21 protein-coding genes and 1 pseudogene are annotated in these 24,120 nt (G+C 68.2%); 6 read left to right on the top strand and 16 right to left on the bottom strand.

From position 1 onward, the window contains the following. Positions 1 to 28 precede the first annotated feature (28 nt). A pseudogene (locus tag C4B30_RS36200) lies at positions 29 to 409 on the top strand (hypothetical protein); the annotation flags it as partial. Here C4B30_RS36200 and hpaI read toward each other — a convergent pair. From hpaI to C4B30_RS20255, 7 genes are read right to left on the bottom strand one after another with little or no spacing between them, the layout of a single operon-like run. Continuing rightward, positions 363 to 1,166 (bottom strand): 4-hydroxy-2-oxoheptanedioate aldolase, encoded by an 804-nt coding sequence (gene hpaI, locus C4B30_RS20285; protein ID WP_105132932.1) that lies wholly within the window; start codon positions 1,164 to 1,166, stop codon positions 363 to 365. The pseudogene C4B30_RS36200 and the gene hpaI sit on opposite strands and share 47 nt — an antisense overlap. An 11-nt stretch (positions 1,167 to 1,177) precedes the next feature. Then, positions 1,178 to 1,981, bottom strand: a complete 804-nt coding sequence (hpaH, locus tag C4B30_RS20280) for a 2-oxo-hept-4-ene-1,7-dioate hydratase (RefSeq protein WP_105132931.1) — start codon at positions 1,979 to 1,981, stop codon at positions 1,178 to 1,180. Positions 1,982 to 2,001: 20 nt separating this feature from the next. After that, entirely contained in the window at positions 2,002 to 2,394 is a 393-nt protein-coding gene (locus C4B30_RS20275; protein WP_027782893.1) for a 5-carboxymethyl-2-hydroxymuconate Delta-isomerase, read from the bottom strand. Between the two features lie 44 nt (positions 2,395 to 2,438). Beyond that, positions 2,439 to 3,287: a 3,4-dihydroxyphenylacetate 2,3-dioxygenase gene (gene hpaD, locus C4B30_RS20270; protein WP_105132930.1), complete on the bottom strand. Its 849-nt coding sequence runs from the start codon at positions 3,285 to 3,287 to the stop codon at positions 2,439 to 2,441. A gap of 49 nt (positions 3,288 to 3,336) precedes the next feature. After that, entirely contained in the window at positions 3,337 to 4,800 is a 1,464-nt protein-coding gene (hpaE, locus tag C4B30_RS20265; RefSeq protein ID WP_027782891.1) for a 5-carboxymethyl-2-hydroxymuconate semialdehyde dehydrogenase, read from the bottom strand. Between the two features lie 22 nt (positions 4,801 to 4,822). Next, the gene (locus tag C4B30_RS20260) at positions 4,823 to 5,587 is read right to left on the bottom strand and encodes a fumarylacetoacetate hydrolase family protein (RefSeq protein ID WP_105132929.1); all 765 of its coding nucleotides are present in this window, start codon (positions 5,585 to 5,587) and stop codon (positions 4,823 to 4,825) included. Then, a complete protein-coding gene (locus C4B30_RS20255; RefSeq protein ID WP_105132928.1) occupies positions 5,584 to 6,273 on the bottom strand; it encodes a fumarylacetoacetate hydrolase family protein in 690 nt (229 codons plus the stop codon). Before C4B30_RS20255 ends, C4B30_RS20260 begins: the two co-directional genes overlap by 4 nt. 152 nt (positions 6,274 to 6,425) lie before the next feature. Here C4B30_RS20255 and hpaR point away from each other — a divergent pair, with 152 nt between their 5' ends. Further along, positions 6,426 to 6,866, top strand: a complete 441-nt coding sequence (hpaR, locus tag C4B30_RS20250) for a homoprotocatechuate degradation operon regulator HpaR (RefSeq protein ID WP_027782888.1) — start codon at positions 6,426 to 6,428, stop codon at positions 6,864 to 6,866. A gap of 57 nt (positions 6,867 to 6,923) precedes the next feature. On the opposite strand, the gene C4B30_RS20245 is transcribed toward hpaR, so the two are convergent. Then, positions 6,924 to 8,135 carry an SDR family oxidoreductase gene (locus C4B30_RS20245; RefSeq protein WP_105132927.1) on the bottom strand — a complete coding sequence of 404 codons (1,212 nt, stop codon included), beginning with the start codon at positions 8,133 to 8,135 and terminating at the stop codon, positions 6,924 to 6,926. Between the two features lie 650 nt (positions 8,136 to 8,785). On the opposite strand from C4B30_RS20245, the gene C4B30_RS20240 reads away from it, so the two are divergent. Then, on the top strand, positions 8,786 to 9,133 hold the full coding sequence (locus C4B30_RS20240; protein ID WP_027782886.1) for a DUF3564 family protein: 348 nt from the start codon (positions 8,786 to 8,788) through the stop codon (positions 9,131 to 9,133). A gap of 418 nt (positions 9,134 to 9,551) precedes the next feature. Next, the gene (locus C4B30_RS20235; RefSeq protein WP_105132926.1) at positions 9,552 to 11,447 is read left to right on the top strand and encodes a peptidoglycan D,D-transpeptidase FtsI family protein; all 1,896 of its coding nucleotides are present in this window, start codon (positions 9,552 to 9,554) and stop codon (positions 11,445 to 11,447) included. 105 nt (positions 11,448 to 11,552) lie between these two features. Here C4B30_RS20235 and C4B30_RS20230 read toward each other — a convergent pair whose 3' ends face one another. From C4B30_RS20230 to C4B30_RS20215, 4 genes are all read right to left on the bottom strand, one after another. Beyond that, entirely contained in the window at positions 11,553 to 13,268 is a 1,716-nt protein-coding gene (locus C4B30_RS20230; RefSeq protein WP_027782884.1) for a cation:proton antiporter domain-containing protein, read from the bottom strand. A 199-nt stretch (positions 13,269 to 13,467) separates the two neighbouring features. Next, positions 13,468 to 14,895: a c-type cytochrome gene (locus C4B30_RS20225; protein WP_105132925.1), complete on the bottom strand. Its 1,428-nt coding sequence runs from the start codon at positions 14,893 to 14,895 to the stop codon at positions 13,468 to 13,470. Further along, complete coding sequence (locus tag C4B30_RS20220; protein ID WP_105132924.1) at positions 14,892 to 16,670, bottom strand: GMC family oxidoreductase; 1,779 nt, start codon at positions 16,668 to 16,670, stop codon at positions 14,892 to 14,894. The genes C4B30_RS20225 and C4B30_RS20220 overlap by 4 nt, the downstream gene beginning before the upstream one ends. Beyond that, the gene (locus C4B30_RS20215) at positions 16,670 to 17,407 is read right to left on the bottom strand and encodes a gluconate 2-dehydrogenase subunit 3 family protein (RefSeq protein WP_027782881.1); all 738 of its coding nucleotides are present in this window, start codon (positions 17,405 to 17,407) and stop codon (positions 16,670 to 16,672) included. The genes C4B30_RS20220 and C4B30_RS20215 overlap by 1 nt, the downstream gene beginning before the upstream one ends. Before the next feature lie 398 nt (positions 17,408 to 17,805). On the opposite strand from C4B30_RS20215, the gene C4B30_RS20205 reads away from it, so the two are divergent. Continuing rightward, a complete protein-coding gene (locus C4B30_RS20205) occupies positions 17,806 to 18,069 on the top strand; it encodes a 2'-phosphotransferase (protein ID WP_105132923.1) in 264 nt (87 codons plus the stop codon). 19 nt (positions 18,070 to 18,088) lie between these two features. Here C4B30_RS20205 and C4B30_RS20200 read toward each other — a convergent pair whose 3' ends face one another. Further along, a complete protein-coding gene (locus C4B30_RS20200; RefSeq protein ID WP_105132966.1) occupies positions 18,089 to 18,505 on the bottom strand; it encodes a DUF3995 domain-containing protein in 417 nt (138 codons plus the stop codon). A 354-nt stretch (positions 18,506 to 18,859) separates the two neighbouring features. Between C4B30_RS20200 and ald the strand changes: the two genes are divergently transcribed. Next, positions 18,860 to 19,975, top strand: coding sequence for an alanine dehydrogenase (gene ald, locus C4B30_RS20190; RefSeq protein WP_027782878.1), 1,116 nt, complete (start codon positions 18,860 to 18,862; stop codon positions 19,973 to 19,975). A gap of 48 nt (positions 19,976 to 20,023) precedes the next feature. Here ald and polX read toward each other — a convergent pair whose 3' ends face one another. From polX to C4B30_RS20175, 3 genes are all read right to left on the bottom strand, one after another. Next, positions 20,024 to 21,799: a DNA polymerase/3'-5' exonuclease PolX gene (gene polX, locus C4B30_RS20185; RefSeq protein ID WP_105132921.1), complete on the bottom strand. Its 1,776-nt coding sequence runs from the start codon at positions 21,797 to 21,799 to the stop codon at positions 20,024 to 20,026. Between the two features lie 149 nt (positions 21,800 to 21,948). After that, a complete protein-coding gene (locus C4B30_RS20180) occupies positions 21,949 to 22,341 on the bottom strand; it encodes a TraR/DksA family transcriptional regulator (RefSeq protein WP_034185284.1) in 393 nt (130 codons plus the stop codon). A gap of 384 nt (positions 22,342 to 22,725) precedes the next feature. After that, on the bottom strand, positions 22,726 to 24,111 hold the full coding sequence (locus C4B30_RS20175; RefSeq protein WP_227789639.1) for an undecaprenyl-phosphate glucose phosphotransferase: 1,386 nt from the start codon (positions 24,109 to 24,111) through the stop codon (positions 22,726 to 22,728). Between the last annotated feature and the right edge of the window lie 9 nt (positions 24,112 to 24,120).

Below are 24,120 nucleotides of genomic sequence, written 5' to 3'. Positions count from 1 at the left end.
CATCAGGTTTACAAAAACTTGGCGTATCGAGGCACAACGGCTCGCGCGGCCACAGGGTCTGCGGTTCAGGAAGATCACCGATGTACTGGCTACGAACCTCGCGGACAACCGGCGACCGGAGGAACGGGTCGAATGGGCCGGCATCGGTGAGCGGACGACGTGCCGCCGCTTCGCCGCCGAGACGGGGCAGACGTTTGCGCAGTAGCGCCAGCAGGCCAGACTGGCGCGAGCGCTGGGGACAACGCCCGGGAAATATATGGACGCAGAACGACACGCAGAATGGGCAGCTCTGCACGCACATGAAGTTGCAGGACGGCAGGCCGGGGTTCGGCAGACCAAAACCGCCGTGCGCAACCGCTGCGTCAATACGTGCCGTCGCCCTTCTTCGCGTCGCCGCCGCGGCCCTTGAACTGCGCGGCGAGCCGCTCCGCGCTCCGTGCCAGCAGCGTCGTATCGACGCCGACCGCGACGAACAACGCCCCCGCATCCAGATAGCGCCGCGCGGCCGCTTCATCCGCGCTCAGGATGCCCGGCGCCTTGCCGGCCGCCTTGATCGCGCGGATCGCACCGTCGATCGCAGCTTGCACGTCCGGGTGCCCGGGATGGCCGAGATGACCGAGATCGGCGGCCAGATCGGCCGGCCCGATGAATACGCCGTCCACGCCGTCGACCCGCGCGATCGCATCGATCGCGTCGAGCCCCGCGCGCGTCTCGACCTGCACGAGCACGGCCATCTCGTCGTTCGCGCGATGCAGGTACTCGCCGACGCGATTCCACCGCGATGCGCGCGCCAGCGCACTGCCGACGCCGCGCATTCCGTGCGGCGGGTAACGCGTCGCGGCCACCGCCGCACGCGCTTCGTCCGCGCTCTGCACCATCGGCACGAGCAGCGTCTGCGCGCCGAGATCGAGCACCTGCTTGACGATCACCGGATCGTTCCACGGCACGCGCACGACCGGATGCGACGGATACGGCGCGATCGCCTGCAGTTGCGCGAGGATCGTCGGCACCGTGTTCGGCGCATGCTCGCCGTCGATCAGCAGCCAGTCGAAACCGGCGCCCGCGACCACTTCGGCGCTGTACGGATTCGCGAGGCCGAGCCACAGGCCGACCTGCGCGTCACCGCGTGCGAGCGCGGCCTTGAAGACATTCGATGAAATCCGCATCGTTCCTCACCTCACGCGAAGTAGCACTGGATCGTCCCGAGCGGGCCGTAGTCGACGCTGAACGTATCGCCCGAACGCGCCGCGCAGGGCCGCGTAAACGACCCGCCCAGCACGACCTGCCCAGGTTCCAGCGCGACGTCGAAGCGCGACAGCCGGTTCGCGAGCCACGCGACGCCATTCGCCGGATGGTTCAGCACGCCGGCCGCGACACCGGTTTCCTCGACCACGCCGTTGCGCGACATGATCGCCGCCACCCAGCGCAAATCGACGTCCCGCGGGCGCACCGGCCGGCCGCCGATCACGACGCCCGCGTTCGCCGCGTTGTCGGCGATCGTGTCGAACACCTTGCGCGGCCGTTTCGTCTCGGGGTCGATCGACTGGCTGCGCGCATCGATGATCTCGAGCGCCGGCACGACGTAATCGACCGCGTCGTACACGTCGAAGATCGTGCAGTTCGGGCCGGTGAGCCGCTTGCCGAGCACGAACGCGAGCTCGACCTCGACGCGCGGCACGATGAAGCGGCCGGTCGGGATCGTGCCGCCGTCCTCGAAGAACATGTCGTCGAGCAGCGCGCCGTAGTCGGGCTCGTCGATCTGCGACGTGTTCTGCATCGCCTTCGACGTGAGGCCGATCTTGTGCCCCTTCAGCGTGCGGCCTTCCGCGAGCTTGAGGGTCACCCACGCGCGCTGGATCGCATACGCGTCGTCGATCGTGATGTCGGGATGGTCGAGCGAGATCTGGCGGATCTGCGTGCGCGCGCGTTCGGCGTCGTGCAGACGGTGCGCGAGCTGGTCGATGATGGCGGGTTCGAGCATGGTCGGATCGGGAGTGGAGTTCAGCCGGCCCGCTTGTAGCGGGCGTGAATGTTGTTGTGCTTGTACGAGCCGCTTTCGCTGAACTCGGTCAGTTCCATCGACAATGCAAGGTAGCGTTTCGCGTACAACTCGGCGAAATGCACCTTGATCGCATCGAACAGCGCGTCGCACGCGGCTTTTTTCTGCGCGTCGGTGCGGCCCGAGCCGATCTTCAGCGTCACGTGGACGAACGCGTCGTCCTCCGTACCGTCGGCGACGCAGTAGTCGTGCAGCTCGAGCGCGCGCGAACGGATGCCGCCGGTCGGGAACACGCCGCCCTGTGCGATCAGCGTCGCGTTGATCGTGCGCAGCAGCACGGGAATGCGGGCGTCGTCGCGGATGTTCGCGGTGTATTCGACGACGATGTGGGGCATGGCAAGTCTCCGGTCGGATTCGAATGCGTGGCGGGCGGCCACGCTCAGGGCAACGGGAAGATCGCGTTGATCTGCCCGGTGCCCGAGCTCGCGAAATAGTCGGTGACGATCTCGACGGGCCGGTCGTAACGATCCCAGCCGAGCAGCCCGAGCAGCATCGCCGTGTCGTGCATGCCGCCTTCGCCGTGGCAATGCACGTTGTACTCCGGCAGCATCGCGCAGAAGGTCTTGAAATCGCCCTGTTTCCACAGTTCGACCACGCGCAGGTCGACCTGCCGGAAGAATTCGCGGCTGATCTCGTGGATCGATTCCTCGGGGCTGCCGTTGTCGTTGAAGCGGTGCGACAGCGAGCCGCTCGCCAGGAACGCGACGTTCGAATCGCTCTTCTCGATCGCTTCGAGCAGCGCCTCGCCGAAGCGCCGGCTTTCGTCGAGCGTGTGCCACATGCACCAGCCGGCGATCGACACGACCTTGAAGTGCTGGTCGCCGTTCATGTAGCGCATCGGCACGAGCGTGCCGTATTCGAGCTCGAGGCTGTCGATCTCGTGCGCACGCGTCGCGACGCCGCGCTCGGTGGCCGTTTCCGCGATCAGCCGGCCGAGCGCCGGGTTGCCCGGATACGCGTACTGCATGTCGCGGATGAAATGCGGCAGCTCGTTGCTCGTATAGGTGCCGGCGAACCGCGCATTGCAGTTCACGTGATAGCCCGCGTTGACGAGCCAGTGCACGTCCGACACGACGATCGTGTCGACGCCGAGCGCGCGGCAGCGCTCGCCGATCAGCCGGTGGCCGCGGATCGCCGCCTCACGGCAGCCGTGATGCCGGCCGGGCAGTTCCGACAGGTACATCGACGGCACGTGCGTGATCTTCGCGGCGAGGGACAGTTTGCCCATCGTTAAGTCTCCCAATCGTTCGTTCTTGCGGCGACACGACCCGCTCCCGTTACACGCCCCAGCGAGGAATGTGATGCGAACCCATCGAGATGCACACGTTCTTGATCTCCGCGAACACCTCGAAACTGTACTCGCCGCCCTCGCGCCCGGTGCCCGATTCCTTCACGCCGCCGAACGGCTGGCGCAGGTCGCGCACGTTCTGGCTGTTCACGAACACCATCCCGGCCTCGATGCCGCGCGCGAGCCGATGCACCTTGCCGACGTCCTGCGTCCAGATGTACGACGCGAGGCCGTACGCCGTGTCGTTCGCGAGCCGCAACCCTTCTTCCTCGTCCTCGAACGGGATGATGCATGCAACCGGCCCGAAGATCTCTTCCTGCGCGATACGCATCCGGTTGTCGACGTCGGCGAATACGGTCGGCCGCACGAAGTTGCCGCGGCGCAGATGGTCGGGCAACCCTGCCGGCTTGTCCGCACCGCCCGCGACCACGCGCGCGCCTTCCTGCTCGCCGAGGCGGATATAGCCCGTCACCTTCTCCCAGTGCTGGCGCGTGATCATCGCGCCGAGATTCGTGCCCGGATCGGCCGGATCGCCGACCACCAGGTTGTTCGCGCGGCGCGCGAATTCCTGCACGAAGCGATCGTAGATCGTGCGCTGAACGAAGATCCGCGAGCCCGCGGTGCAGCGTTCGCCGTTGATCGAGAAAATCGTGAACAACGACGCGTCGAGCGCGCGGTCGAAATCCGCGTCGTCGAAGATCAGCACCGGCGACTTGCCGCCGAGCTCCATCGAGTACTTCTTCAGGCCCGCGCGTTCCATGATCCGCTTGCCCGTGACCGTGCCGCCCGTGAACGACACCGCGCGCACGTCCGGATGCCGCACGAGCGCATCGCCGGCCGTCGCGCCGTAACCCTGCACGACGTTCAGCACGCCGGGCGGGATGCCGGCCTCGAGCGCGAGCCGGCCGAGCTGGTCGGCCGTGAGCGGCGACAGCTCCGACATCTTCAGCACGGCCGTGTTGCCGAGCGCGAGACACGGCGCCGTCTTCCACGTGGCCGTCATGAACGGCACGTTCCACGGCGACACCAGTGCACACACGCCGACCGGCTGGTACAGCGTGTAGTTCAGCATCTGGTCGTCGACCGGATAAGTGCGGCCGTTCATCTGCACGCATACTTCCGCGAAGAAGTTGAAGTTCTCGGACGCGCGCGGAATCAGCTGCTTGCTCGTCTGCGCGATCGGCAGGCCGGTATCCTGCGTCTCCAGCGCCGCGAGCATCGGCACGTTCCGCTCGATCAGCTCGCCGAGCTTGCGCATCAGCTTCGCGCGCTCCTTCGCCGGCGTGTTCGCCCATTTCGGAAATGCTTCCTTCGCCGCGCGCACGGCGGCGTCGACCTCGGCCTCGCCGCCCGACGCGACCTCGGTGATGACGTCGCCCGTCGCCGGGTTCAGCGTCGTGAAGGTTTCGCGGCTCTCCACTTCGCGGCCGTCGATCCAGTGCTTGATGGTCATGTGCTCTCCTTGGGCGACGGCCTCAGCCGGCGCGATAGTAGTCTGCTTCGCCGACGATCGTGCTCACGAGCCGGCCGATCCCTTCGATTTCGGTCACGACCTCGTCGCCCGGCTTCGTGTCCGCGAGCCCCTCGGGCGTGCCGGTCAGGATCAGGTCGCCCGGCGAGAGCGTCATGAAGCTGCTGATGTGCTCGATCAGCGCGGGCACGTCGAAGACCATGTCGCGCGTGCTGCCTCGCTGCGTCTCCCGGCCGTTCACCGTCGTGCGCAGCGTCAGGTCGCCCGCGTCGCCGATCTCGTCGCGGCTGACGAACCACGGCCCGAGCGGCGTGCAGGTGTCGCGGTTCTTCACGCGCAGGTTCGGGCGGTAGTAGTTCTCGAGATAGTCGCGGATCGCGTAGTCGTTCGCGACCGTATAGCCGGCCACGTAGTCGATGGCCTGCGCGCGGCTCACATGGCGCGCGGGCCGGCCGATCACGACGGCCAGCTCGCACTCGTAGTGCATGTGCGTGGCGTCCGCCGGGCGCACCGTGCGCGACCGGTGGCCGACGAACGTGTTCGGCCCCTTCAGGAAGATCAGCGGTTCGCTCGGCGCGTTGAACGCGAGTTCCTTCGCATGGTCGGCGTAGTTCAGGCCGAGCGCGAACGTCGTGCGCGGCGCGACGGGCGGCAGCCACGCCACCGCGTCCTCCGCCACCACGCGCCCCGTATCGAGGCGGATCGCGCCGTCGCCTGCCGGTTCGGCTGCATGCAGTGCCCCGTTGTAGATCACGCGCGCCGTCTTCATCGTGCTTCCTCCGCGATCAGCGTATGCCGCAGCGTGCCGATACCGGTCGCGGCGATCTCGATCGTGCTGCCCGCGCGGGCGCGCGGTGCGCCGCCCGCGACGCCGAGCAGCAGCACGTCGCCCGCGTCGAACGACATGAAGGCCGTCACGTCGGCGATCAGGTCGCGCACCGGGCGAATCAGCGTCGCGGTCGATGCGGACGCGGCCACCTCGCCGTCGATCCGCACCGTCAGGCCGATCGCGTCGACATCGGCGAGCGCGGCGGCCGGCACGATCGCCGGGCCGAGCGGGCAAAAGCCGTCACGGCACTTGAAACGCACGGCCGGACGGTAGTAATCGGGATGCGGCACCGACAGGTCGCTCGCGAGCGTGAAGCCGTGCACGTAGTGGAGCGCCTGCGCGGCCGCCACGCGCGTCGCGCGCCGGGCGAACACGACGGCCACCGACGCGCCGATCTCCAGCGCGTCGACGCCGGCCGGCACGGCGACGGCCGCGCCGTCGGCCACATGCGTGTTGGCGGATTTGATGTAGAGGATCGGCGCCTGCGGCGGGCGGCCGTAAGGCGGCGCGTTCACGGCATCGCCGAGCGCGGCGAGGGCCGCGCGCTCGTTGAGCAGCGCGCCGTAGACGGTACCGATGGCGACCGGCAACGGCGGCGCCGCGGCGGTCGTGCAAGACAGCTCCATGCGTCATTCCCCTGCCGCGCGTCGCGGCGCATCGTCAATACTTAACATCTTAAGTAAACAATCGGGCGCTGGCAACCTCGATTACCCTGATACACGAAATCCATCAGCTTCGGCTGTTAAGATTGATGCGTCCCCGTCCTCTGCTCACCCTGATGAACCGTACGCTCGACCATCGCAACCTGGCCATGCTGCTGCTCGAGGCCCGCGAAACGCTGATGGGCCTGTTTCGCCCCATTCTCAAGGAATTCTCGCTGACCGAACAGCAATGGCGGATCATCCGCGTGCTCGACGGCGAACCGGCGCAGGCGCTCGAAGCCGGGCAGATCGCGAAACGCTGCTGCATCCTGAGCCCGAGCCTGACCGGCGTGCTGGAACGGATGGAGCGCGACGGCCTGATCACGCGCATGCGCGCGCAGGAGGATCAGCGCCGGCTGCTGGTCAGCCTGACGCCGCAAAGCAGGAAACTGGTGACGGAAATCGGTCCGCGCATCGACGAGCAATATCGTCAGCTCGAATCGCGATTCGGCCAGGACGGCCTCGAGGACATCTACCGCGCGCTCGACCGGCTCATCGAGCTCGGCAGCCACGCCTAAAGCGGCGCCCGCCACGTGCGGGAACGGGCGCCGGTGCGACGCGGGCGTCAGTGGCGGTCAGTGGATCGCGCCGCGCATCAGTTCGGTCACGGCCACTCCGCGCGACGTGCGCATGCACTCCTCGACGTAATCGATGAACGGCAACGGCTCGAAATCGATTTCGTCGCGCACGCGGCGGTTGTCGAACACGCGATCGACCGTCGCGAATTCCCCGCAGCGCTGCAACGCTCGGCCGATCACGCGCTCGAGTGCCGGGTCGGGGCGCCCGAGCACGTCGCGCACGACGAGCGGCAGTTCGGCCGGCGCGCATGCCGCGTAGCGCGGCGCCCCGGTCATCCCCGCCGCCTCGTCCATCGCGCGCACGATCTGCGCGACTTGCGGCGCCTCGTCGCCGGCCGACACGTGATAGACGTCGTGCGCGAGCGTCGGCTTGACGGCCAGCAGCATCGTCGCGCGCGCCACGTCGTCCACCGACACGATGTCGATGCGCGTCATCGGCCGCGCGGTGAAGCGGCGCGCCGCATGCGCAAGCCGGAACATCCAGAACGAATTCGGCGCGGGCCGCGTACCGAGCACCGTGTGGCCGACCACGTGCGACGGCCGCACGACGACGAGCGGCAGCCCGAGCGCGCGCAGGCGCTGTTCCGTCTCCGCCTTCGCGTGCAGGTAATCGGCCGCGAGCACCGCGCCCGGTAGACCTTCGTCGCCCGGCGCGACATCGTTCCCGGCGTCGCGTTCCGCCTCTTCCCGCACGATTCCGCCACGGCCGGCATGCGCGTAGGCCGTGCCGACGTAGACGAAGCGCTGCAGGCGCGGCGCGCGCGCAAAGCGTTCGGCGAAGCGCACCGCATCGGCGACGTCGGCCTGCAGGTGCGCGCCGTCGGCCGGCGACGCATGGCCCGCGCAGTGAATCACGTGGGTCGCGCCAGCCAGGCGCGGCGCATCGGCGCCGTGCCACACGTCGCCGAGCGCGCCGACGATCACGTTCGCGTCGGTCAGGCGCGACGCCCAGTACGGCGCGAGCCCCGCGCGCAGCGCGGCTTCACGCAGCCGCGCGACCGCGTGGCCGCGATCCTGCGCGCGCACGACGCAGACGATGCGTTCGAGCAACCCTGCATTGACGAGCGCGGTCAGCACGGTACTGCCGATGAAGCCGGTCGCGCCGGTCAGCACCAGCCGTCCGACGTTCGCCGCCGCGACCGGTGCGCTGGCCGGCGACACGAGGCTCGTCCGCCAGTTCAGCGACAACGCGGTTTTCCAGATCAGCACGATAGTCTCCTTCGAAGAGTCGGCCAGGCGGCGCGGCACCCGCGGTTGCGGGCGGCGCACGGCTCACTGGCCGGGCCGGGGCTGACGCGCGCCCCGGCGGCTCCCGATCAGGCGTGCGCCCTGCGATCGCGTCGATCGCGCTCTGGCACGAGCCAGCGGCAGCCGGCGCGGACGGGCATCCGCGGCACAGGATCGGGAAGTTCCCAGTGTGGGGCCGGACCGCATGCAAGTCTGTCCCGAAAGTTTCGTGAAAGTGTGCCGATTTGTACGCGATTGTCGGAGTGTGTCGTGCCGGCCGCTGCGTCAAAACGCAGAAAGGCCTCGCCCGACTGCATTCGACCGGCGCCGGATGCGCGTCGCTCGCCCGGTTTCGACGGCGGCCGGCGCGCGACAGATCGACGCGGCGAGCGGCCCTGTCGTCCCATGTCCTGACCGTCGCGCGTGCCGGCCCGGACGCCGCTGTCGCCGGTATCGCCCGCGTGTGCTGACGCCTCCGGAACGACCATGAATCGTCAGACGTCGTTTCATCTGAAATCGAAATGGGCTCAATATGGATTTATTGCGGATTATCACTTGCGTTTCACACCAGTCTATCTAGACTGTTCAAGTCAAAACGGTCGGATGCGTCATTTTTTTCAGGAGACGATGCAATGCGCCTCACCATTCGGATTAATGGCAGCGAATCGGCAACCCGGCATTCGTTCGCGGTATTGTGGGTCGATACCGACGAGGGGCTGTGGTCGCGCGAGGCACATCAGGGCATCGACCTCCCGACCTGGGGCAAGGTCCGCGATGTGGAGGGCGCGATGGCGCTGTGCGCGGCCGACAGCGGCAATGCCGTCTGTCAGCTGAAGGGCCTGTCGTTCGATGCGACGCGGCGCGAACAGGGCCGCGCGGTGCTCGCCGGCGAGCATCCCGACGGCGCGTGGCGCCTGCAGGCGGTCGATACCTGCACGACCCAGCCGGAATACCAGGAATTTATTTCCGTTGCCCGATAGGTATTATTGACATCTATCGTCTGCGGTTTTCGGGTTTATTCCGGTATCAGTGATATTCATTTCGATATTCAGTATGAATGGCGCCTCGGTGGGAGGCGCTTTTCATTTTCGAGATTAAAGAAATAACCGAAGTGCGGGCAATTGATCGCGCGCCGGGACGATCGCGATCGAACCATGCCGCAGACCATCCGCCCGCATCGGCATGCGATGGATCGTCCGTGTTCCATCATCCGCACGTGGCGCGGAATCTCGCGCCGGCCCCGCCTTTCCTGCTCCTTCCTCTCCCTTTTCAGACGGCCTGCCATTCGCCTTTTTGCGGGGCCGGAACACACTTTCCACACACGATGTTTACTCATTTATTACAATCGCATTATTCAGACTGACCAGCCGCCATCCGGCGGCCCGACCCGGCCATTGCATGAGCTTGAAAAAGAAGACCCGCCCCGCCGCTCCGTACGCGGCGGCGACCAAGAATCCGATGCTCGCGGCGCGCCTGCCGATGTGGCGCTCGCGGCTGATCGTGGTCGTCGTGTTCCTCGCGTTCGCGGCGCTGATCGCGCGCGCTTTCTGGGTGCAGGTCGCGAACCAGGATTTCTACGTCGGCCAGGGCCAGAAGCGCTATCAGCGCACGATCGAGCTCGACGCGATGCGCGGGCGCATCGTCGACCGCAACGGCGCGATGCTCGCGGTCAGCCTGTCGACCTATGAAATCTGGGCGAACCCGAAACAGGTCGCCGACACCGATTACCCGCAGATCGCGAAGCTGCTCGACATGCCGCTCGTCGAGGTGAAGCGACGTCTCGGCAACGACAAGACGTTCGTGCTGCTCAAGCGACAGGTCGACGCGGACACCGCCAGCCGGCTCGACAAGCTCGCGATCGACGGCATCACGCAGATCGCCGATTCGAAGCGCTTCTACCCGGAAGGCGAATCGGCCGCGCACGTGGTCGGTTTCACGAACGTCGAGGACAGGGGCCAGGAAGGTGTCGAGCTCGCGGCGAACGCGCGCCTGCAGGGCACGTCGGGCCAGCGGGAGGTGATCCGCGACCGGCTCGGCCGCATCGTGTCGGACACGCGCCCGCTCGTGCCCGCGCAGCACGGCGCGACGATCGAACTGACGATCGACCGCCGCATCCAGCAGCTCGCGTTCAGCCAGCTCAAGGCCGCCGTGATCGAAAACAACGCGCAGGCCGGCAGCGTCGTCGTGCTCGACGCGCAGAACGGCGAGATCCTCGCGCTCGCGAACTATCCGACCTTCGACCCGAACGACCGCGCCCGCCTCACCGGCCAGCAATTGCGCAACCGCGCGGTGATCGACACGTTCGAACCGGGCTCGACGATCAAGCCGCTCGTCGTCGCGCTGTCGATCGACGAGCGCAAGGTCACGCCGAACACGATCATCAACACGTCGCCGGGCACCTACAAGATCGGCCCGGCGGTGATCCACGACACGTCGAATCATGGGTCGCTGACGGTATCGCAGGCGCTGCAGAAGTCGAGCAACGTCGCGCTCGCGAAACTGGCGCTGAACCTGCCCGCCGAAACGATCTGGAACAAATACCAGGAGTACGGGATCGGCCGCGCACCGGAACTGACGTTCCCGGGCGTCGCGTCGGGCCGGTTGCGCGGCTACAAGCGCTGGCGGCCGATCGAGCAGGCGACGATGGCGTACGGCTACGGGCTGTCGATGTCGCTGCTGCAGATCGCGCAGACCTACACCGCCTATGCGGGCGACGGCACGCTGCACCCGGTGTCGCTGCTGAAGAACGGCACCGACCAGCAGACGATCGACGCGCACCGCGGCCACCGCGTGACGTCGCCGCAAACGGCCGCCGCGATCCGCTCGATGCTCGAGATGGCGGTGGGTGAAGGCGGCACCGGGCGCCGCGCGCGCGTGGACGGCTACCGGATCGGCGGCAAGACGGGTACCGCACGCAAGCAGGTCGGCGCGACCTATGCGAAAGGCAAGTACCGCGCGCTGTTCGCCGGGATGGCGCCGATGAGCGACCCGCGCCTGATCGTCGCGGTGATGATCGACGAGCCGCGCGGCAAGGGCTACTACGGCGGCACCGTGGCCGGCCCGGTGTTCGCGTCGGTCACGAGCGGCTCGCTGCAGCTGCTCGGCGTGCCGCCCGATGCACCGGTCGAACCGGAGAAGAACGCGCCGGCGAAGGCCGCCGCGCCGCAGAAGACGGTCGCCGCGCCGAAAGCGGCGGCGGCAACCACGACCGTCACGCAGAAACCGTCGGCATCGCTCAAGACGGCCGCGCAATCCGGCACGCCCGCGCCCGCGAAGGCGGCTACCGCAGGCTGACGACGCCGGCGGCGATGCCGTATCCGCATCGCCCCGCCCTATCCCGCTCTGCAGCAACACACCACAGAGACTGAAGCGCGCAGGGCCGGCCGCCGCCGTACGCCGTCAATGCGCCGCCGCGACCGGTTTCGCCATCCGGCCGAGCACGTGTTCGGTCATCCCGCGCGCGAGTTCGGTCTCGCCCATGAACACGGTGCCGATGCCCTCGCTCGACAGCAGCGCGGCCTCGTCGCCGCTGTTCGTGCACAGCACGACCTCGAGCGTCGGGTTGAGCGTGCGCGAGATCTCGACGATCTGCCGCACGTCAAACACGTCGGGCAGCGTCACGACCAGCATCCCGGCGCGGGCGATATGCGCCTGCACGAGCACGATCGGCTCGATCGCGTCACCCGATACGGCCGCGATGCCGTCCGCGCGCAGCTTCTCGACGAGTTCGCGATTCTGCTCGACGACGACATACGCGATCCCGCGCTCGTCCAGTGCATGCGCGATCCGCGTGCCGACCTTGCCATAGCCGACGATCACGACCTGCCCGGTCAGATGCGTCTGCGGCGTCGACATCGGCAGCGCGGCGAGCGGATCGTCGCGCGCCTCGAGCTTGCGCGCGAACGCCGAATGCTTGCGGATCCATGCGAGCGCCGGATCGATCGTCGCGAACAGCAGCGTGTTCATCGCGATCGAGATCAGCGCGACCGCGAGGATCAGGCTCTGCCCCTCGGCCGACAGCAGCCCGAGCGCCCGGCCGAGCCCCGCGAGGATGAACGAGAATTCGCCGATCTGCGCCAGGCCGGCGCCCACGGTCAGCGCCGTGTTCAGCGGATAGCGGAATGCAATCACGAGCGCCACGGCCGCGACCGTCTTGCCGATCAGCACGATGGCCGCGACCTCGATCACGTGCAGCGGCTGGTCGAGCAATATCTTCGGATCGAACAGCATGCCGACCGAAATGAAGAACAGCACCGAGAATGCGTCGCGCAGCGGCAGCGTCTCGTCGGCCGCGCGCCGGCTGAATTCCGACTCGCGCATCATCATCCCGGCGAAGAACGCGCCGAGGGCGAACGACACGTCGAACAGCTTCGCCGCGCCGAACGCGATGCCGACCGCCGCGGCAATCATGCAGAGGGTGAACAATTCGCGCGAACCGGTGCGCGCGACGAGCCACAGAATGCGCGGAAACACGCGCTTGCCGACCACCAGCATCAACGCAATGAACGCCGCGACCTTCAGCATCGTGACGCCGAGCGTGCCCCACACGCTGCCGCCGGCCGCATGCGCGTCGCCGGGCGGCGTGCCGCCGAGCAGCCCCGCCACCGGGGGCAGCAGGACCAGCACGAGCACCATCACGAGATCCTCGACGACCAGCCAGCCCACCGCGATGCGCCCGTTGACCGTCTCGACGAGCCCGCGTCCTTCGAGTGCCCGCAGCAACACGACGGTGCTCGCGACCGACAGCGCGAGCCCGAACACGAGCGCCGCACCGAGACTCCAGCCCCACGTGAGCGCGAGCCCGCCGCCGAGCAGCGTCGCGACGGTGATCTGCACGATGGCGCCCGGCAGCGCGATCTTGCGCACCGCGAGGAGATCGCCGAGCGAAAAGTGCAGACCGACGCCGAACATCAGCAGCATCACGCCGACTTCGGCGAGCTGCTGCGCGAGCGACAGGTCGCCGACGAAGCCGGGCGTACCGGGGCCGATCACGATCCCGGCGAGCAGATAGCCGACGAGCGGCGGCATTTTCAGCAGCGACGCGAGGTAACCGAAGATCATCGCGAGACCGAAACCGGCCGCGAGCAACGCAATCAGGCTGACGTCATGAGGCATCCCCCCTCCCAAGTTCTTGTAACTATTTAGTAAGGTTCAAGAGTGAAAGGATACGGGATGAGGCGGAAAAATGTCGCGCCGCCGAAAAAATTTCACGCGGCGGCGCGTATTGGCGGGGTGCAACCCCGGCAACGGGAAAGACATCGCCGCCCCGCCGCCCGTCGGCGCTGACCGGGGCGGCAGGCGGGTCGATGCCCCGTCAGCGCGACGCTTGCGGGAACCGCGCGCCCGGCGGCGGCTCGGGCCGCGTCGACGGCACGCTCTTGCGCACCTTCGCGACCTGCGCGGCGGTCACCGGCGCGCCCGTGTTGCCCCAGCTCGTGCGCACGAAATTCGACACGTCCGCGACTTCCTGGTCCGACAGGCGCCAGCCGAACGGCGGCATCGTGAAGGTCGACGGCGCGGTACGCGTCCCTTGCAGCGCGCTGCCTTCCAGCACGACGTGGATCAGTGAGGTCGGATCGTCGCCCTGCACGACCGGGTTGCCGGCGAGCGCCGGGAACACGCGCGTGTAGCCGTGACCGTCGCTGCGATGGCAGGCCATGCAGTTGTCGCGATAGACGGCCGCGCCCGGCTTGCCCGCGTCGCCACTCTGCAGCGCCTTCGCGGCGGCCGCGTCGTACACGTGCGGCTGCTCGCCCTGCACGCGCGGCGGCAACGTCTTCAGATAGCGCGCGATCGCGTTCAGGTCGTCGTCGGTCATGTGCTGCATGCTGTGGCCGACCACGTCCGTCATTCCCCCGAACGCGGCCGTGCGCAGCGTGCGGCCGGTCTTCAGGAACTGCACGATCTCGGTTTCGTTCCACGTGCCGAGGCCCGTGCGCGGCTCGCCGCGCAGGCTCGTCGGCACCCAGCCGTCGATCGCCGCGCCGCCGGCCAGGAAGTCGAGGCCGTCCGCGTCGGTCAGCCCGCGCTCCTGCATCGTCGGCGCGCGCGGCGTATGACACGCGCCGCAGTGGCCGAGCCCCTGCACCAGGTACGCGCCGCGCGCGACCACCGGGTCCGTGTACGGTGCCGCGTCGAACGGCTTCGGCGACGGCGCGAACATCTTGCGCCAGATGCCGAGCGGCCAGCGCATCGACAGCGGCCACACGATGTCGACCGCGCGGTTCTCGTGCTCGACCGGCGCGACGCCGTGCATGAAGTACGCGTACAGCGCCTTCATGTCGTCGTCGGTCAGCCGCGCATACGACGGGAACGGCATCGCCGGATACATCGTGTCGCCGTTCTTGCGCACGCCTTCGCGTACCGCGCGGGTGAAGTCCTCGTAGGTCCAGCCGCCGAGGCCCGTCTTCGGGTCCGGCGTGATGTTCGTCGAGTAGATGCCGCCGATCGGCGTGTCGAACTTCAGCCCGCCCGCGAACGGCTTGCCGCCGCTCGCGGTGTGGCAGGCGATGCAGTCGCCTGCGCGGGCAAGGTATTCGCCGCGCTTGACGAGGGCCGCGTCGGCGGACTGGGCAGCCGGTGCGGCCGCCGGGCCCGAAGCCGCGGCCGGCGCGGACGCCGGCTGCGCGAATGCGGCGCCGCTCGCGAGACCGAATGCCGCCCATGCCGTGCCGATCGCCAGCGCGCGCCGCAGCGGGGATACGCGGCGCGCGGCGTTGTGGTGGTTCATCGTCCTCATCATGCGGTCACCAGCGGGGCGGGATTCTTCAGGTACTGCTCGCGGATCGCGCGTGCCGACCAATAGGCCAGCGCCGCGATAATCCCGGTCGGGTTGTAGCCGATGCCCTGCGGCAGCGCGGACGCGCCCATCACGAACACGTTGTGCACGTCCCAGCACTGCAGATAGCGGTTCAGCACGCTCGTCTTCGGGTCGGTGCCCATGATCGCGCCGCCGACGAGGTGGGTCGTCTGGTACTGGCGCGAGTCGAAGTGCTTGCCGAACTCGCGCGTCGACACGCCGATCGCCTTCGGCCCCATCGCCTCCGCGATCTTCTTCATCTGCCCGGTCACGTACCGCGCCATCTTGATGTCGTTGTCCTTCCAGTCGAACGTCATCCGCAACAGCGGCTGGCCGTACGAATCGCGATAGGTCGGATCGAGATCGAGATACACGTCGCGGTACGACATGTTCGTGCCGTGCGCATCCATCGAGATCGTGTGCGCGTAGTTGTCCTTGACCGCCTTCTTCCACGCCGAGCCCCACTGCGGCGTGCCGGGCGGCGTCGCGATGCCGCTGATCGGCTTCACGCCGGCCTGGTTCACCCACAGCGGCGAGCCGCCGACGAAACCGAGCGGGCCGTGATCGAAGTTGTCCGCGTTGAAGTCGTCCACCGCGACGCCGTTGCCGCCCGCGCCGATGAACGGATTCGTGTAGGTGTCCTTGTCGAAGAACGCCTTGATCGTCGACAGGTTCTGGTACGCGAAATTGCGGCCCACGACGCCTTCGCCCGACACCGGGTCGTACGGCTTGCCGATGCCCGACAGCAGCAGCAGATGCACGTTGTGATACTGGAACGCGGCCACGATCACGAGATCGGCCGGCTGGTGCACTTCACGCCCGGCCGGATCGACGTAGGTCACGCCGGTCGCGCGCTTCTTCGTGTCGTCGAGGTCGACGCGCAGCACGTGGCACTTCGAGCGCAGCTCGAAGTTCGGCGCCTGCTTCAGCGCCGGCAGGATGTTCAGGTTCGGCGACGCCTTCGAGTACATGTAGCACGCATAGCCGCTGCAGTAGCCGCAGAAGTTGCACGGGCCCATCTGCACGCCATACGGGTTCGTGTACGGCCCCGACGTGTTCGCCGACGGCAGCCGGTACGGATGCAGGCCGAGCGAGTGCGCCGCATCGAAGAAGCGCTGCGCCGAATACGTATTGAGCTGCGCCGGCAGCGGGAAGTTGTCGCTGCGGTTCGCCTCGAACACGTTGCCGTCGCCGACCACCTTGCCGCCGACCTTGTACGCCTGCCCCGACGTGCCGAACACCTTCTCGGCGAAATCGAAATGCGGCTCGAGCTCGTCGTACGTGACGCCCGTATCCTGGATCGTCATCCCTTCGGGGATGAACTTCTTGCCGTAGCGCTCTTCATAGTGGCTGCGCAAGCGCAGTTCTTCCGGCGTGATCCGGAAGTGCACGCCCGACCAGTGCAGCCCCGCGCCGCCGACGCCTTCGCCCGGCAGGAACGCGGCGAGCTGCCGGTACGGCAGCGCGGTGTCCTGCAGGCCGTGGCGGATCGACACGGTCGTCTTCGACAGGTCGAGGAACAGCTTCTTGCGGATGTTGTAGGTCAGCTCGTCGATCGTGTTCGGGTACGCGCCGTCCGGATAGGTGTCGCGATATTCGCCGCGCTCGAGCGCGACGACGTTCAGGCCCGCTTCGGTCAGTTCCTTCGCGAGAATCGCGCCGGTCCAGCCGAAGCCGACGATCACCGCATCGACATGCGGCTTCTTATCCGAGGCCATCAGCTGCGCTCCCCGTTGATCGAGACGGGGCCGTACGGATAGGGCTTGCCGCTCTGGTTGACGAAATCCATGAAGTCCGCGCGCGCGCCCGGGAAACCGATCATCTTCCACGCGGCCATGTCGCGATTGCCGCCATGCACCGGATCGCAGAAGTAGCCTTCGCGCGTGTTCTGCAGCAACTGGCCGAGGAACACGCCGGGCGGGACGTCGTCGATCTGCGCGCCGCCCTTTTCCAGCGCGCCGAGCACCGTGTCGCGCGTCGGCGCGTCGAGATCCGCGAACGCCTTGCCGTGCGCCTTTTCGCAATAGCGGTTGACGGCCGCGATGCCGAGCCGGTAGATGTCGCGCGGCACCAGCTTCAACTGGTAGCCGAGCTCGGGCACGCCCTGCTGGAACGGCCCCTGCATATACCACGTCGCACCGTGCGCATACGGCGTCTCCATCTGGCGATCGATGAATTCGGGCACGCCCGCTTCGAGTGCGCCGGGGCCTTCGGCGTCGGCCGGAATCAGCCGGTCGACGGCGGCCTGGACGAACGCCCATTCCTTCGCATCGAAAAAGGTCGGCTTGTACGGCGCGCGTTCGGCGCTGGCCGACGCAGCGGACGCGTTGCCGGCCGTCGTCGCGGACGACGACGAGCGCAGGTCGCAGCCGGCGACCGACGCGATCGGCACGAGCGCGACCGAGGTGCGTAGGAAACGGCGACGCGAATTGGGTTTGTCAGGTGGCGTAGACATGGTCGGATGTTGATCATTGGGGATCGGGTTCAGACGCGCACATTCCGCATGTCGCGTGCCCGGCGGGCAGCCGTGCCGCAGTCGGCCGGTCGCCCTGTTCTTTCGTGTGTTGCGCACAACCTCGATGCAGGCGTCCGGCGGCGATCCGCGGTGGCCCGTCATTGCAGCCGCACGTCGCCTCGGTGCCGGCGGCGCCGCGAGGATCGACCTCTTCGCGGGCCCTATCGTCGGACAAATACCGGCATCGGCCTGCATCTGTCCGCCATCGCCCATGGCCCCCGTTCAACTTAGACGGCGCGTTTGCCGACGGCAAGCGCAACGTGCACGACCCTCTTTTCGGGCCCGGCGACGAATGCGGCGAATTATATATGGAACCGGTTCCAGTGCTAGGGGGTTCAATGCAATTCAGTGCATCGAAATTAGCAACAATGGGAAATCCGCAAGGCGGAATGTGCAAGGATGGCGAGGGGGCGGATGCCTGCGCCGGTCTGGCGGACGATCGAGCCGTCGGCGCGCGCTACGGCATGCCCGCGATCGTCGAAGTCGATGCGCAGCGCATGCACGGGGAGGGCCACACGTTCTTCGTCGCCGAAAACGGCATCTGGCCGACCGCTGCCGTGCCGGCCGAATACCTTGCGCCGATCGAACCGCACGCGGGCTGAATCGCGCGCCGCTCACCCGTCACCACGGCCAGAGCATCGATCCGATCGACAACGCAAGCGCCGCGCACAGCGGCGAGTAATACAGCGTATCCATCCGCGCGAAACGCGACCCGCGAATCCGCTTGAAGAAGCCGACGTAGCGGAAATCGCCGACGGCCCGCACCGCGAAGATCAATGCGAGCGCAACGACCGCGAACGCGATCGTGCCGGGATACGCGTTGCGTCCCAGCCAGCCGGCACGCGCGGCGACCACGCCTGCGCCGCCCAGCAATGCCGCCGCGACGGCGAGCGTGCCGACGGCAGTGGGCCGCAACAGCGGTACGCCGTCATGCTCCGGAATGGCCGCGCGCTTGCCCAGCCGCCCGCCGAACGCCCAGTAAACGTGCACCAGCGCGATGGCGCCAAGCGTCGGCACGCTGAAATACGCACCGGTCATGTCGATCAATGTCCTCGTCTCGTCGTGTCGTTGTTTTGCCGAAAGCATCTCGGCGCGCGGCCCCGGCACGCGGCACACGCGGCACGCGGCACGCGGCACGCGGCACGCGGCACGCGGCACGCGGCACGCGGCACGCATGACGATACCGAATCCCGGCCACGTGCGCATTGCGACGTCCGGTCGCAACCGGCCGCCGCGCATGCTGCGCCGCAGTGCGCATGCGTCGTCGCGCAGGCCGGCCGCTTGACTTCCCTCCGTGCGCTACTACCCTGTTATTCCAGTACTGCGGTCGGCACGCCGTTGCGCAAGCGGCTGCCCGCACGACGACGATAACGAAGGCCATGGAGGCGACTCATGCTGATCGGTGTGCCGAAAGAGATCAAGAACCACGAATACCGCGTCGGCCTCACGCCGGCCGGCGCGCGCGAACTCACGCGGCACGGCCATCGCGTGCTCGTGCAGCGCGGCGCGGGCACGGCGATCGGCCTGCTCGACGACGACTACACGGCCGCGGGCGCGTCGCTCAGCGACGGCGCCGACGAAATCTTCGCGCGCGCCGACATGATCATCAAGGTCAAGGAGCCCCAGCCGGCCGAATGCGCGATGCTGCGGCGCGGCCAGATCCTCTACACGTACCTGCATCTCGCGCCCGATCCCGATCAGGCCGCGGCGCTCGTGAAATCCGGCGCGGTCTGCATCGCGTACGAAACCGTGACGGGCCCGGGCGGCGGCCTGCCGTTGCTCGCCCCGATGAGCGAAGTGGCCGGCCGCATGTCGATCCAGGTCGCGGCGACCCACCTCGAAAGCCCGCGCGGCGGCCGCGGCCTGCTGATGGCCGGCGTGCCCGGCGTGCCGGCCGCGCACGTCGTCGTGCTCGGCGCGGGCGTAGTGGGCACCGGCGCGCTGCAGATGGCGGTGGGTCTGGGCGCGCGCGTCACCGTGCTCGATACCAACGTGAACCGGTTGCGCCAGCTCGATCTCGTGTTCGCCAACCGGATCGCGACCGTCTGCTCGAATGCGCATACGGTCGACGAAGCCGTGCGCGATGCCGACGTGGTGATCGGCGCCGTGCTCGTGCCGGGCGCGTCGGCGCCGCGGCTCGTCACGCGCGACATGATCGCGACGATGCGCAAGGGGGCGGTCGTCGTCGACGTCGCGATCGACCAGGGCGGATGCTTCGAGACCTCGCATGCGACCACGCATGCGGCGCCGACCTTCGTCGTCGACGGCGTGGTCCACTACTGCGTCGCGAACATGCCCGGCGCGGTCGCGCGCACGTCGACCTTTGCGCTGAACAATGCAACGCTCGGCCATGCGCTCGCGCTCGCCGACAAGGGCTGGAAGCAGGCGATGCTCGACGATCCGCATCTGCGCGCGGGCCTGAACGTGTGCGACGGCCACATCACGTACGAAGCCGTCGCGCTGGCGCTCGGCCTGCCCTACGTCCCGGCGACCGGTATGCTCGCATGACCATGCCGGCAGCATGAGTCGAACGCATCGCGGCCGCCCGCGTTGCGTTCACGTGCCCTTCGACCGGCTCCGCTTCGCGCCGCCAACCGCGCTGCCCGCACCGCCCATCGTGCGCGCCAGCAGCGGCCGCAGTTGCGCGAGCGTGCGCGTGTTCAGCACGTCCTGCCGCGTCAGCCAGCCGCGCCGCGCCTGATCGATGCCGAACGAGAGGTTGTCGAGTTCGTCCGCGCTGCATGCATCCGAACCGATCGCGACCGGCACGCCAACCTTCGCGGCCTCGCGGCACCAGACGTCCGGCAGGTCGAATCGCCGCGGCTGCGCATCGAGTTCGACGAAGCAGCCGCGCGCGGCGGCCCCCGCCAGCACGCGCGGCACATCGAGTTCGCACGCGTCGCGCTCGCCGAGCACGCGGCCGGTCGGGTGCGCGAGAATCGTGAAATGCGGATGGTCCATCGCGCGCAGCATGCGATCGGTCTGCGCGCCGCGCGGCAGGCCGAAACCGTCGCGTACCGCGCCCACCACGAGATCGAGCCGGCCGAGCATCGCGTCGGGCACATCGAGGCTGCCATCCTCGCGAATGCCGGCTTCCACGCCCTTGAGCAACACGAAATCGTCGAACGTCGCGTTGATGCGATCGATCTCGTCGAGCTGGCGCGCGAGCCAGTCGAAGCCGTCGCGATCGCCATCGGGCGGCGCACGGTCGGTGACGGCCAGGTACGCGAGCCCGCGCGCACGCGCGGCGTCGGCCATCGCGCGCAGGCCATCGCGGCCGGCCGATGCATCGGTATGCGCGTGCAGGTCGCCATGCAGATGCTTGCGCTCGACCAGCGCCGGCAGCGTGCCGGCACGCGACGCATCGATCTCGCCGCGAGCCTCGCGCAACTCGGGCGGCACCTCGTGCAGCCCGATGGCCGCATAGACCGATGCCTCCGTCGCGCCGGCAATCCGCTCGTCGCCGCGAAACACGCCGTATTCGTTGATCTTCAGGCCGCCGGCCTGCGCGATCCTGCGCAGCGCGATGTTGTGCGCCTTCGATCCCGTGAAGTAGACAAGCGCCGCGCCGAACGCATCGGCATCGACGACGCGCAGGTCGACCTGCAACCCGCTGGCAAGCGTCACGCTCGAGCGGGTCTTGCCGTGCGCGAGCACGCGCGCGACGTCGCCATAGCCGACGAACGCTTCGGCGACGGCAGCCGGGTCGCGTGCGGTGACGAGGATGTCGAGATCGCCAACCGTCTCGCGGCGGCGGCGGAAGCTGCCGGCCGACACGGCCTTGTCGACGCCGGCCACCGCACGCAGGCGTTCGAGCAACGGCATCAGCGCATGCGCGGCGTCGGGCAGCAGAAAGCGTAGCGGCTCGCGCTGCAGGCGATCGTCGATCGCTTCGAGCAGATGCGCTTCGGTTTTCGCGCCGAAGCCCGGCAGCTCGCGCACATGCCCGCTCTTCGCTTCGGCGCGCAACTGTTCGAGCGAATCGACGTGCAGCGCGTCATGCAGCGCCTTCACGCGTTTCGCACCGAGCCCTGGCACATCGAGCAGTTCGACGATCGCGCCCGGCAGCGCATGACGCAAGGTCTGCTGCAGCTCGCAGGTGCCGGTCGCGGCGATCTCGCGCAGCTTCGTCGCGAGATCGGCCCCGATCGACGGAATCTTCCCGAGATCGTCGCCGTTCGCGATCATCGTCGGGATATCGCGGCCGTAGTCGGCGACCGTCCGCGCGGCGTTGCGGTACGCACGCACGCGAAACGGGTTGGCGCCCTGGATCTCGAGCATGTCGGCGATCTCGGCGAACACGGCCGCGCACTCGGCATTGTGGATCGGCATGATCGGCGTGGCTCCCTTCCACATGGATGGCGCCGCACGCGTGCGCGACGGCGTCTGCCCGCCCGGCGCCGCATGTCGACGCCGCCGGGCGCCCGTTGGTCATCCTACGCCGGCCGCGCGTCGCGTGCAGCGCGGTTGAAGCCGCGACGTCAGAGCGACGCGCGCGGCGTCGTCGCGTAGCGTCGCTCGTAGAGCGACTGGCAATGCGTGCAACGTTCGGCGGTCGGGCGCGCCAGCAGGCGCTCGTAGCCGACCGAGCCATCGCAGTCGATGCATTCGCCGTAACTGCCGTCGCGCATCCGCTGCTGGGCGCGGCCGACCGCGCGCAGTTCGGTCAGCTTCATGCCGATCAATGCATGATCGACGTCGACGAACAGATCCGCGTTCGCCTCGTCGCCCTCGTCCGGCGCCGCGCCGGCAAGGTCCGCATAGGATTCCGACGCGCGCTGGTCTTCGCTCGTGCGGATCTCCGCACGCAGCGCCTGCTCGCTCTCGTTCAGCCGCTGCTTCAGCGTCTGTCGTTGTTGTGGGTCGAGCGACATGGCCGTCTCTCCTGTTCCGGGTTCCGCGCGAAAAAAGAGCGGCGCGCGGTATCGCGCCGGTGCGCGGCACGCAGGCATGACTGCGCCGCCGCATCCGGATGGGCGGCCGGACGTGCGAAACGCCGGACGCATTCGACGCAGGATAAACCCATTGAACACGCGTGTGTTGACCGGAATCAGCGTGCCCGTCATGCAGCGGCAGCGGTGCGGAAACTGGGGACGGACGCGCAATGCCGACCTGCGGCGCGCGCCACGAAGCCCGCCGGCGCAACCGCAGCGCAGCAATTTTCCAGGTGGCCACAGCGCTTCTTTCCGTGCTCGAGAACCGGCATCGCGCCATCGCCAAGATCGCTCGCACGACGCCGCCTGGATAATTCGTCATCCTCAGAATGCATTGCGCCCGATGAAGCCGCGCACCACCGTCATCAGGATGATCTTGATGTCGAACCAGAAGCTCCAGTTCTGCATGTAGAACAGATCGAACTTCACGCGGGCCTCCATCGCCTCGACCTTGCGCGTCTCGCCGCGATAGCCGTTCACCTGGGCCCATCCGGTGATGCCGGGCCGCACGCGGTAGCGATACATGTAGCAGTCGATCAGTTGCCGATACAGGTCGTCGTGTTCGATCGCGTGCGGACGCGGGCCGACCACCGACATCTGCCCGAACAGCACGTTGAAGAACTGCGGCAGCTCGTCGAGCGACGTGCGCCGCAGGAACGCGCCGACGCGCGTGATGCGCGAATCGTTGCGCGACGCCTGCCGGACGACGCCCGGCTGTGCGCGATGCACGCGCATCGTCCGGAACTTCAGGATATCGAACTCTCGGCCGTCGACGCCCTTGCGGCGCTGCCTGAACAACACGGGCCCCGGCGACGACAGCTTGACCGCGATCGCCAGCATCGTCAGCAGCGGCAGCAACGGAATCAGCACGCCGAACGCGAACAACCGGTCGAACGCGAACTTTGCCCACAGCTCCGGCGCGGAGCGCGGCGTGGTCGCGAGATTGATCGCCGGCATGCCGAGCACGTCGGTCGCGGAGCGATCGACGATCGCCATCTGCCGCACGTCGGGCAACAGCCGCAACTCGACGAACTCGTCGCGCAACTCGCGCACGATGCGCTGGATCCGCCACTCGTGCGACATCGGCAGCGTGAGCCAGACCTCGTCGATGTCGCCGCCGCGAATCAGGTCGCGCAACACGTTCCAGTCGTCGATCATCGGTACGCCGCCGATGCCGCCCGCGGCGGCCTGTGCATCGTCGTCGAATACGCACGCGGCCACGAACGGGCCGTTCGGCGCGAGCTGCATCCGCTCGATCGCCACGCGCCCGTAAGCCGTTGCGCCGACGACGGCGACGCGGCGCTGCCGCGCACGCGGGTCGCCGCGCGTCAGCGCGAGCGCCAGCAGCGCCGCACGGCCGAGCAGCACCGCCGCGTCGCCGGCCAGCACCGTGCGCACGATCCAGCGGGTCGTCACCGTGCCGCCGCGATTCATGATCCACATCGCGCCGGCCACCGTCAGCACGCTCGCGCACACCACCGCCACGAGCGTGTGCGCCAGCACGTGCGCGCCGCCCTGCACCGCCACGCCACCGCGCACGGTGCGCAGGCAGCGCGGCAGCAGCGCCACCGTCAGCACGCCCAGCAGCGCGATCGAACCGCGCTGCGCATCGGACAGCTCATGCCATCCGAGACCCGACGCCGCCTGAGCGACGAGCGTCCCGGCCAGCACGAGCAGGACGTCGGCCGCCGCGATCGCGGCACGCCGCATTGCATTCGT

The sequence above is a fragment of the Burkholderia sp. BE12 genome (genome assembly GCF_002959955.1).
Taxonomy (GTDB): domain Bacteria; phylum Pseudomonadota; class Gammaproteobacteria; order Burkholderiales; family Burkholderiaceae; genus Burkholderia.
The sequence above is the reverse complement of the archived record's forward strand: the minus strand, read 5'-3'. Positions and strand labels throughout refer to the sequence as shown.

What these genes read in the sequence shown, in the direction of transcription:
- polX (WP_105132921.1), bottom strand. Translation starts at nt 21,799, where the DNA reads ATGCCGATCCACAATGCCGAGTGCGCGGCCGTGTTCGCCGAGATCGCC.
- hpaE (WP_027782891.1), bottom strand. Translation starts at nt 4,800, where the DNA reads ATGACCATCAAGCACTGGATCGACGGCCGCGAAGTGGAGAGCCGCGAA.
- hpaR (WP_027782888.1), top strand. Translation starts at nt 6,426, where the DNA reads ATGAACCGTACGCTCGACCATCGCAACCTGGCCATGCTGCTGCTCGAG.
- C4B30_RS20220 (WP_105132924.1), bottom strand. Translation starts at nt 16,670, where the DNA reads ATGGCCTCGGATAAGAAGCCGCATGTCGATGCGGTGATCGTCGGCTTC.
- ald (WP_027782878.1), top strand. Translation starts at nt 18,860, where the DNA reads ATGCTGATCGGTGTGCCGAAAGAGATCAAGAACCACGAATACCGCGTC.
- C4B30_RS20235 (WP_105132926.1), top strand. Translation starts at nt 9,552, where the DNA reads ATGAGCTTGAAAAAGAAGACCCGCCCCGCCGCTCCGTACGCGGCGGCG.
- hpaH (WP_105132931.1), bottom strand. Translation starts at nt 1,981, where the DNA reads ATGCTCGAACCCGCCATCATCGACCAGCTCGCGCACCGTCTGCACGAC.
- C4B30_RS20230 (WP_027782884.1), bottom strand. Translation starts at nt 13,268, where the DNA reads ATGCCTCATGACGTCAGCCTGATTGCGTTGCTCGCGGCCGGTTTCGGT.
- C4B30_RS20240 (WP_027782886.1), top strand. Translation starts at nt 8,786, where the DNA reads ATGCGCCTCACCATTCGGATTAATGGCAGCGAATCGGCAACCCGGCAT.
- C4B30_RS20175 (WP_227789639.1), bottom strand. Translation starts at nt 24,111, where the DNA reads ATGCGGCGTGCCGCGATCGCGGCGGCCGACGTCCTGCTCGTGCTGGCC.
- hpaD (WP_105132930.1), bottom strand. Translation starts at nt 3,287, where the DNA reads ATGGGCAAACTGTCCCTCGCCGCGAAGATCACGCACGTGCCGTCGATG.
- C4B30_RS20215 (WP_027782881.1), bottom strand. Translation starts at nt 17,407, where the DNA reads ATGTCTACGCCACCTGACAAACCCAATTCGCGTCGCCGTTTCCTACGC.
- C4B30_RS20225 (WP_105132925.1), bottom strand. Translation starts at nt 14,895, where the DNA reads ATGATGAGGACGATGAACCACCACAACGCCGCGCGCCGCGTATCCCCG.
- C4B30_RS20180 (WP_034185284.1), bottom strand. Translation starts at nt 22,341, where the DNA reads ATGTCGCTCGACCCACAACAACGACAGACGCTGAAGCAGCGGCTGAAC.
- C4B30_RS20255 (WP_105132928.1), bottom strand. Translation starts at nt 6,273, where the DNA reads ATGGAGCTGTCTTGCACGACCGCCGCGGCGCCGCCGTTGCCGGTCGCC.
- C4B30_RS20200 (WP_105132966.1), bottom strand. Translation starts at nt 18,505, where the DNA reads ATGACCGGTGCGTATTTCAGCGTGCCGACGCTTGGCGCCATCGCGCTG.
- C4B30_RS20205 (WP_105132923.1), top strand. Translation starts at nt 17,806, where the DNA reads ATGCAATTCAGTGCATCGAAATTAGCAACAATGGGAAATCCGCAAGGC.
- C4B30_RS20260 (WP_105132929.1), bottom strand. Translation starts at nt 5,587, where the DNA reads ATGAAGACGGCGCGCGTGATCTACAACGGGGCACTGCATGCAGCCGAA.
- hpaI (WP_105132932.1), bottom strand. Translation starts at nt 1,166, where the DNA reads ATGCGGATTTCATCGAATGTCTTCAAGGCCGCGCTCGCACGCGGTGAC.
- C4B30_RS20275 (WP_027782893.1), bottom strand. Translation starts at nt 2,394, where the DNA reads ATGCCCCACATCGTCGTCGAATACACCGCGAACATCCGCGACGACGCC.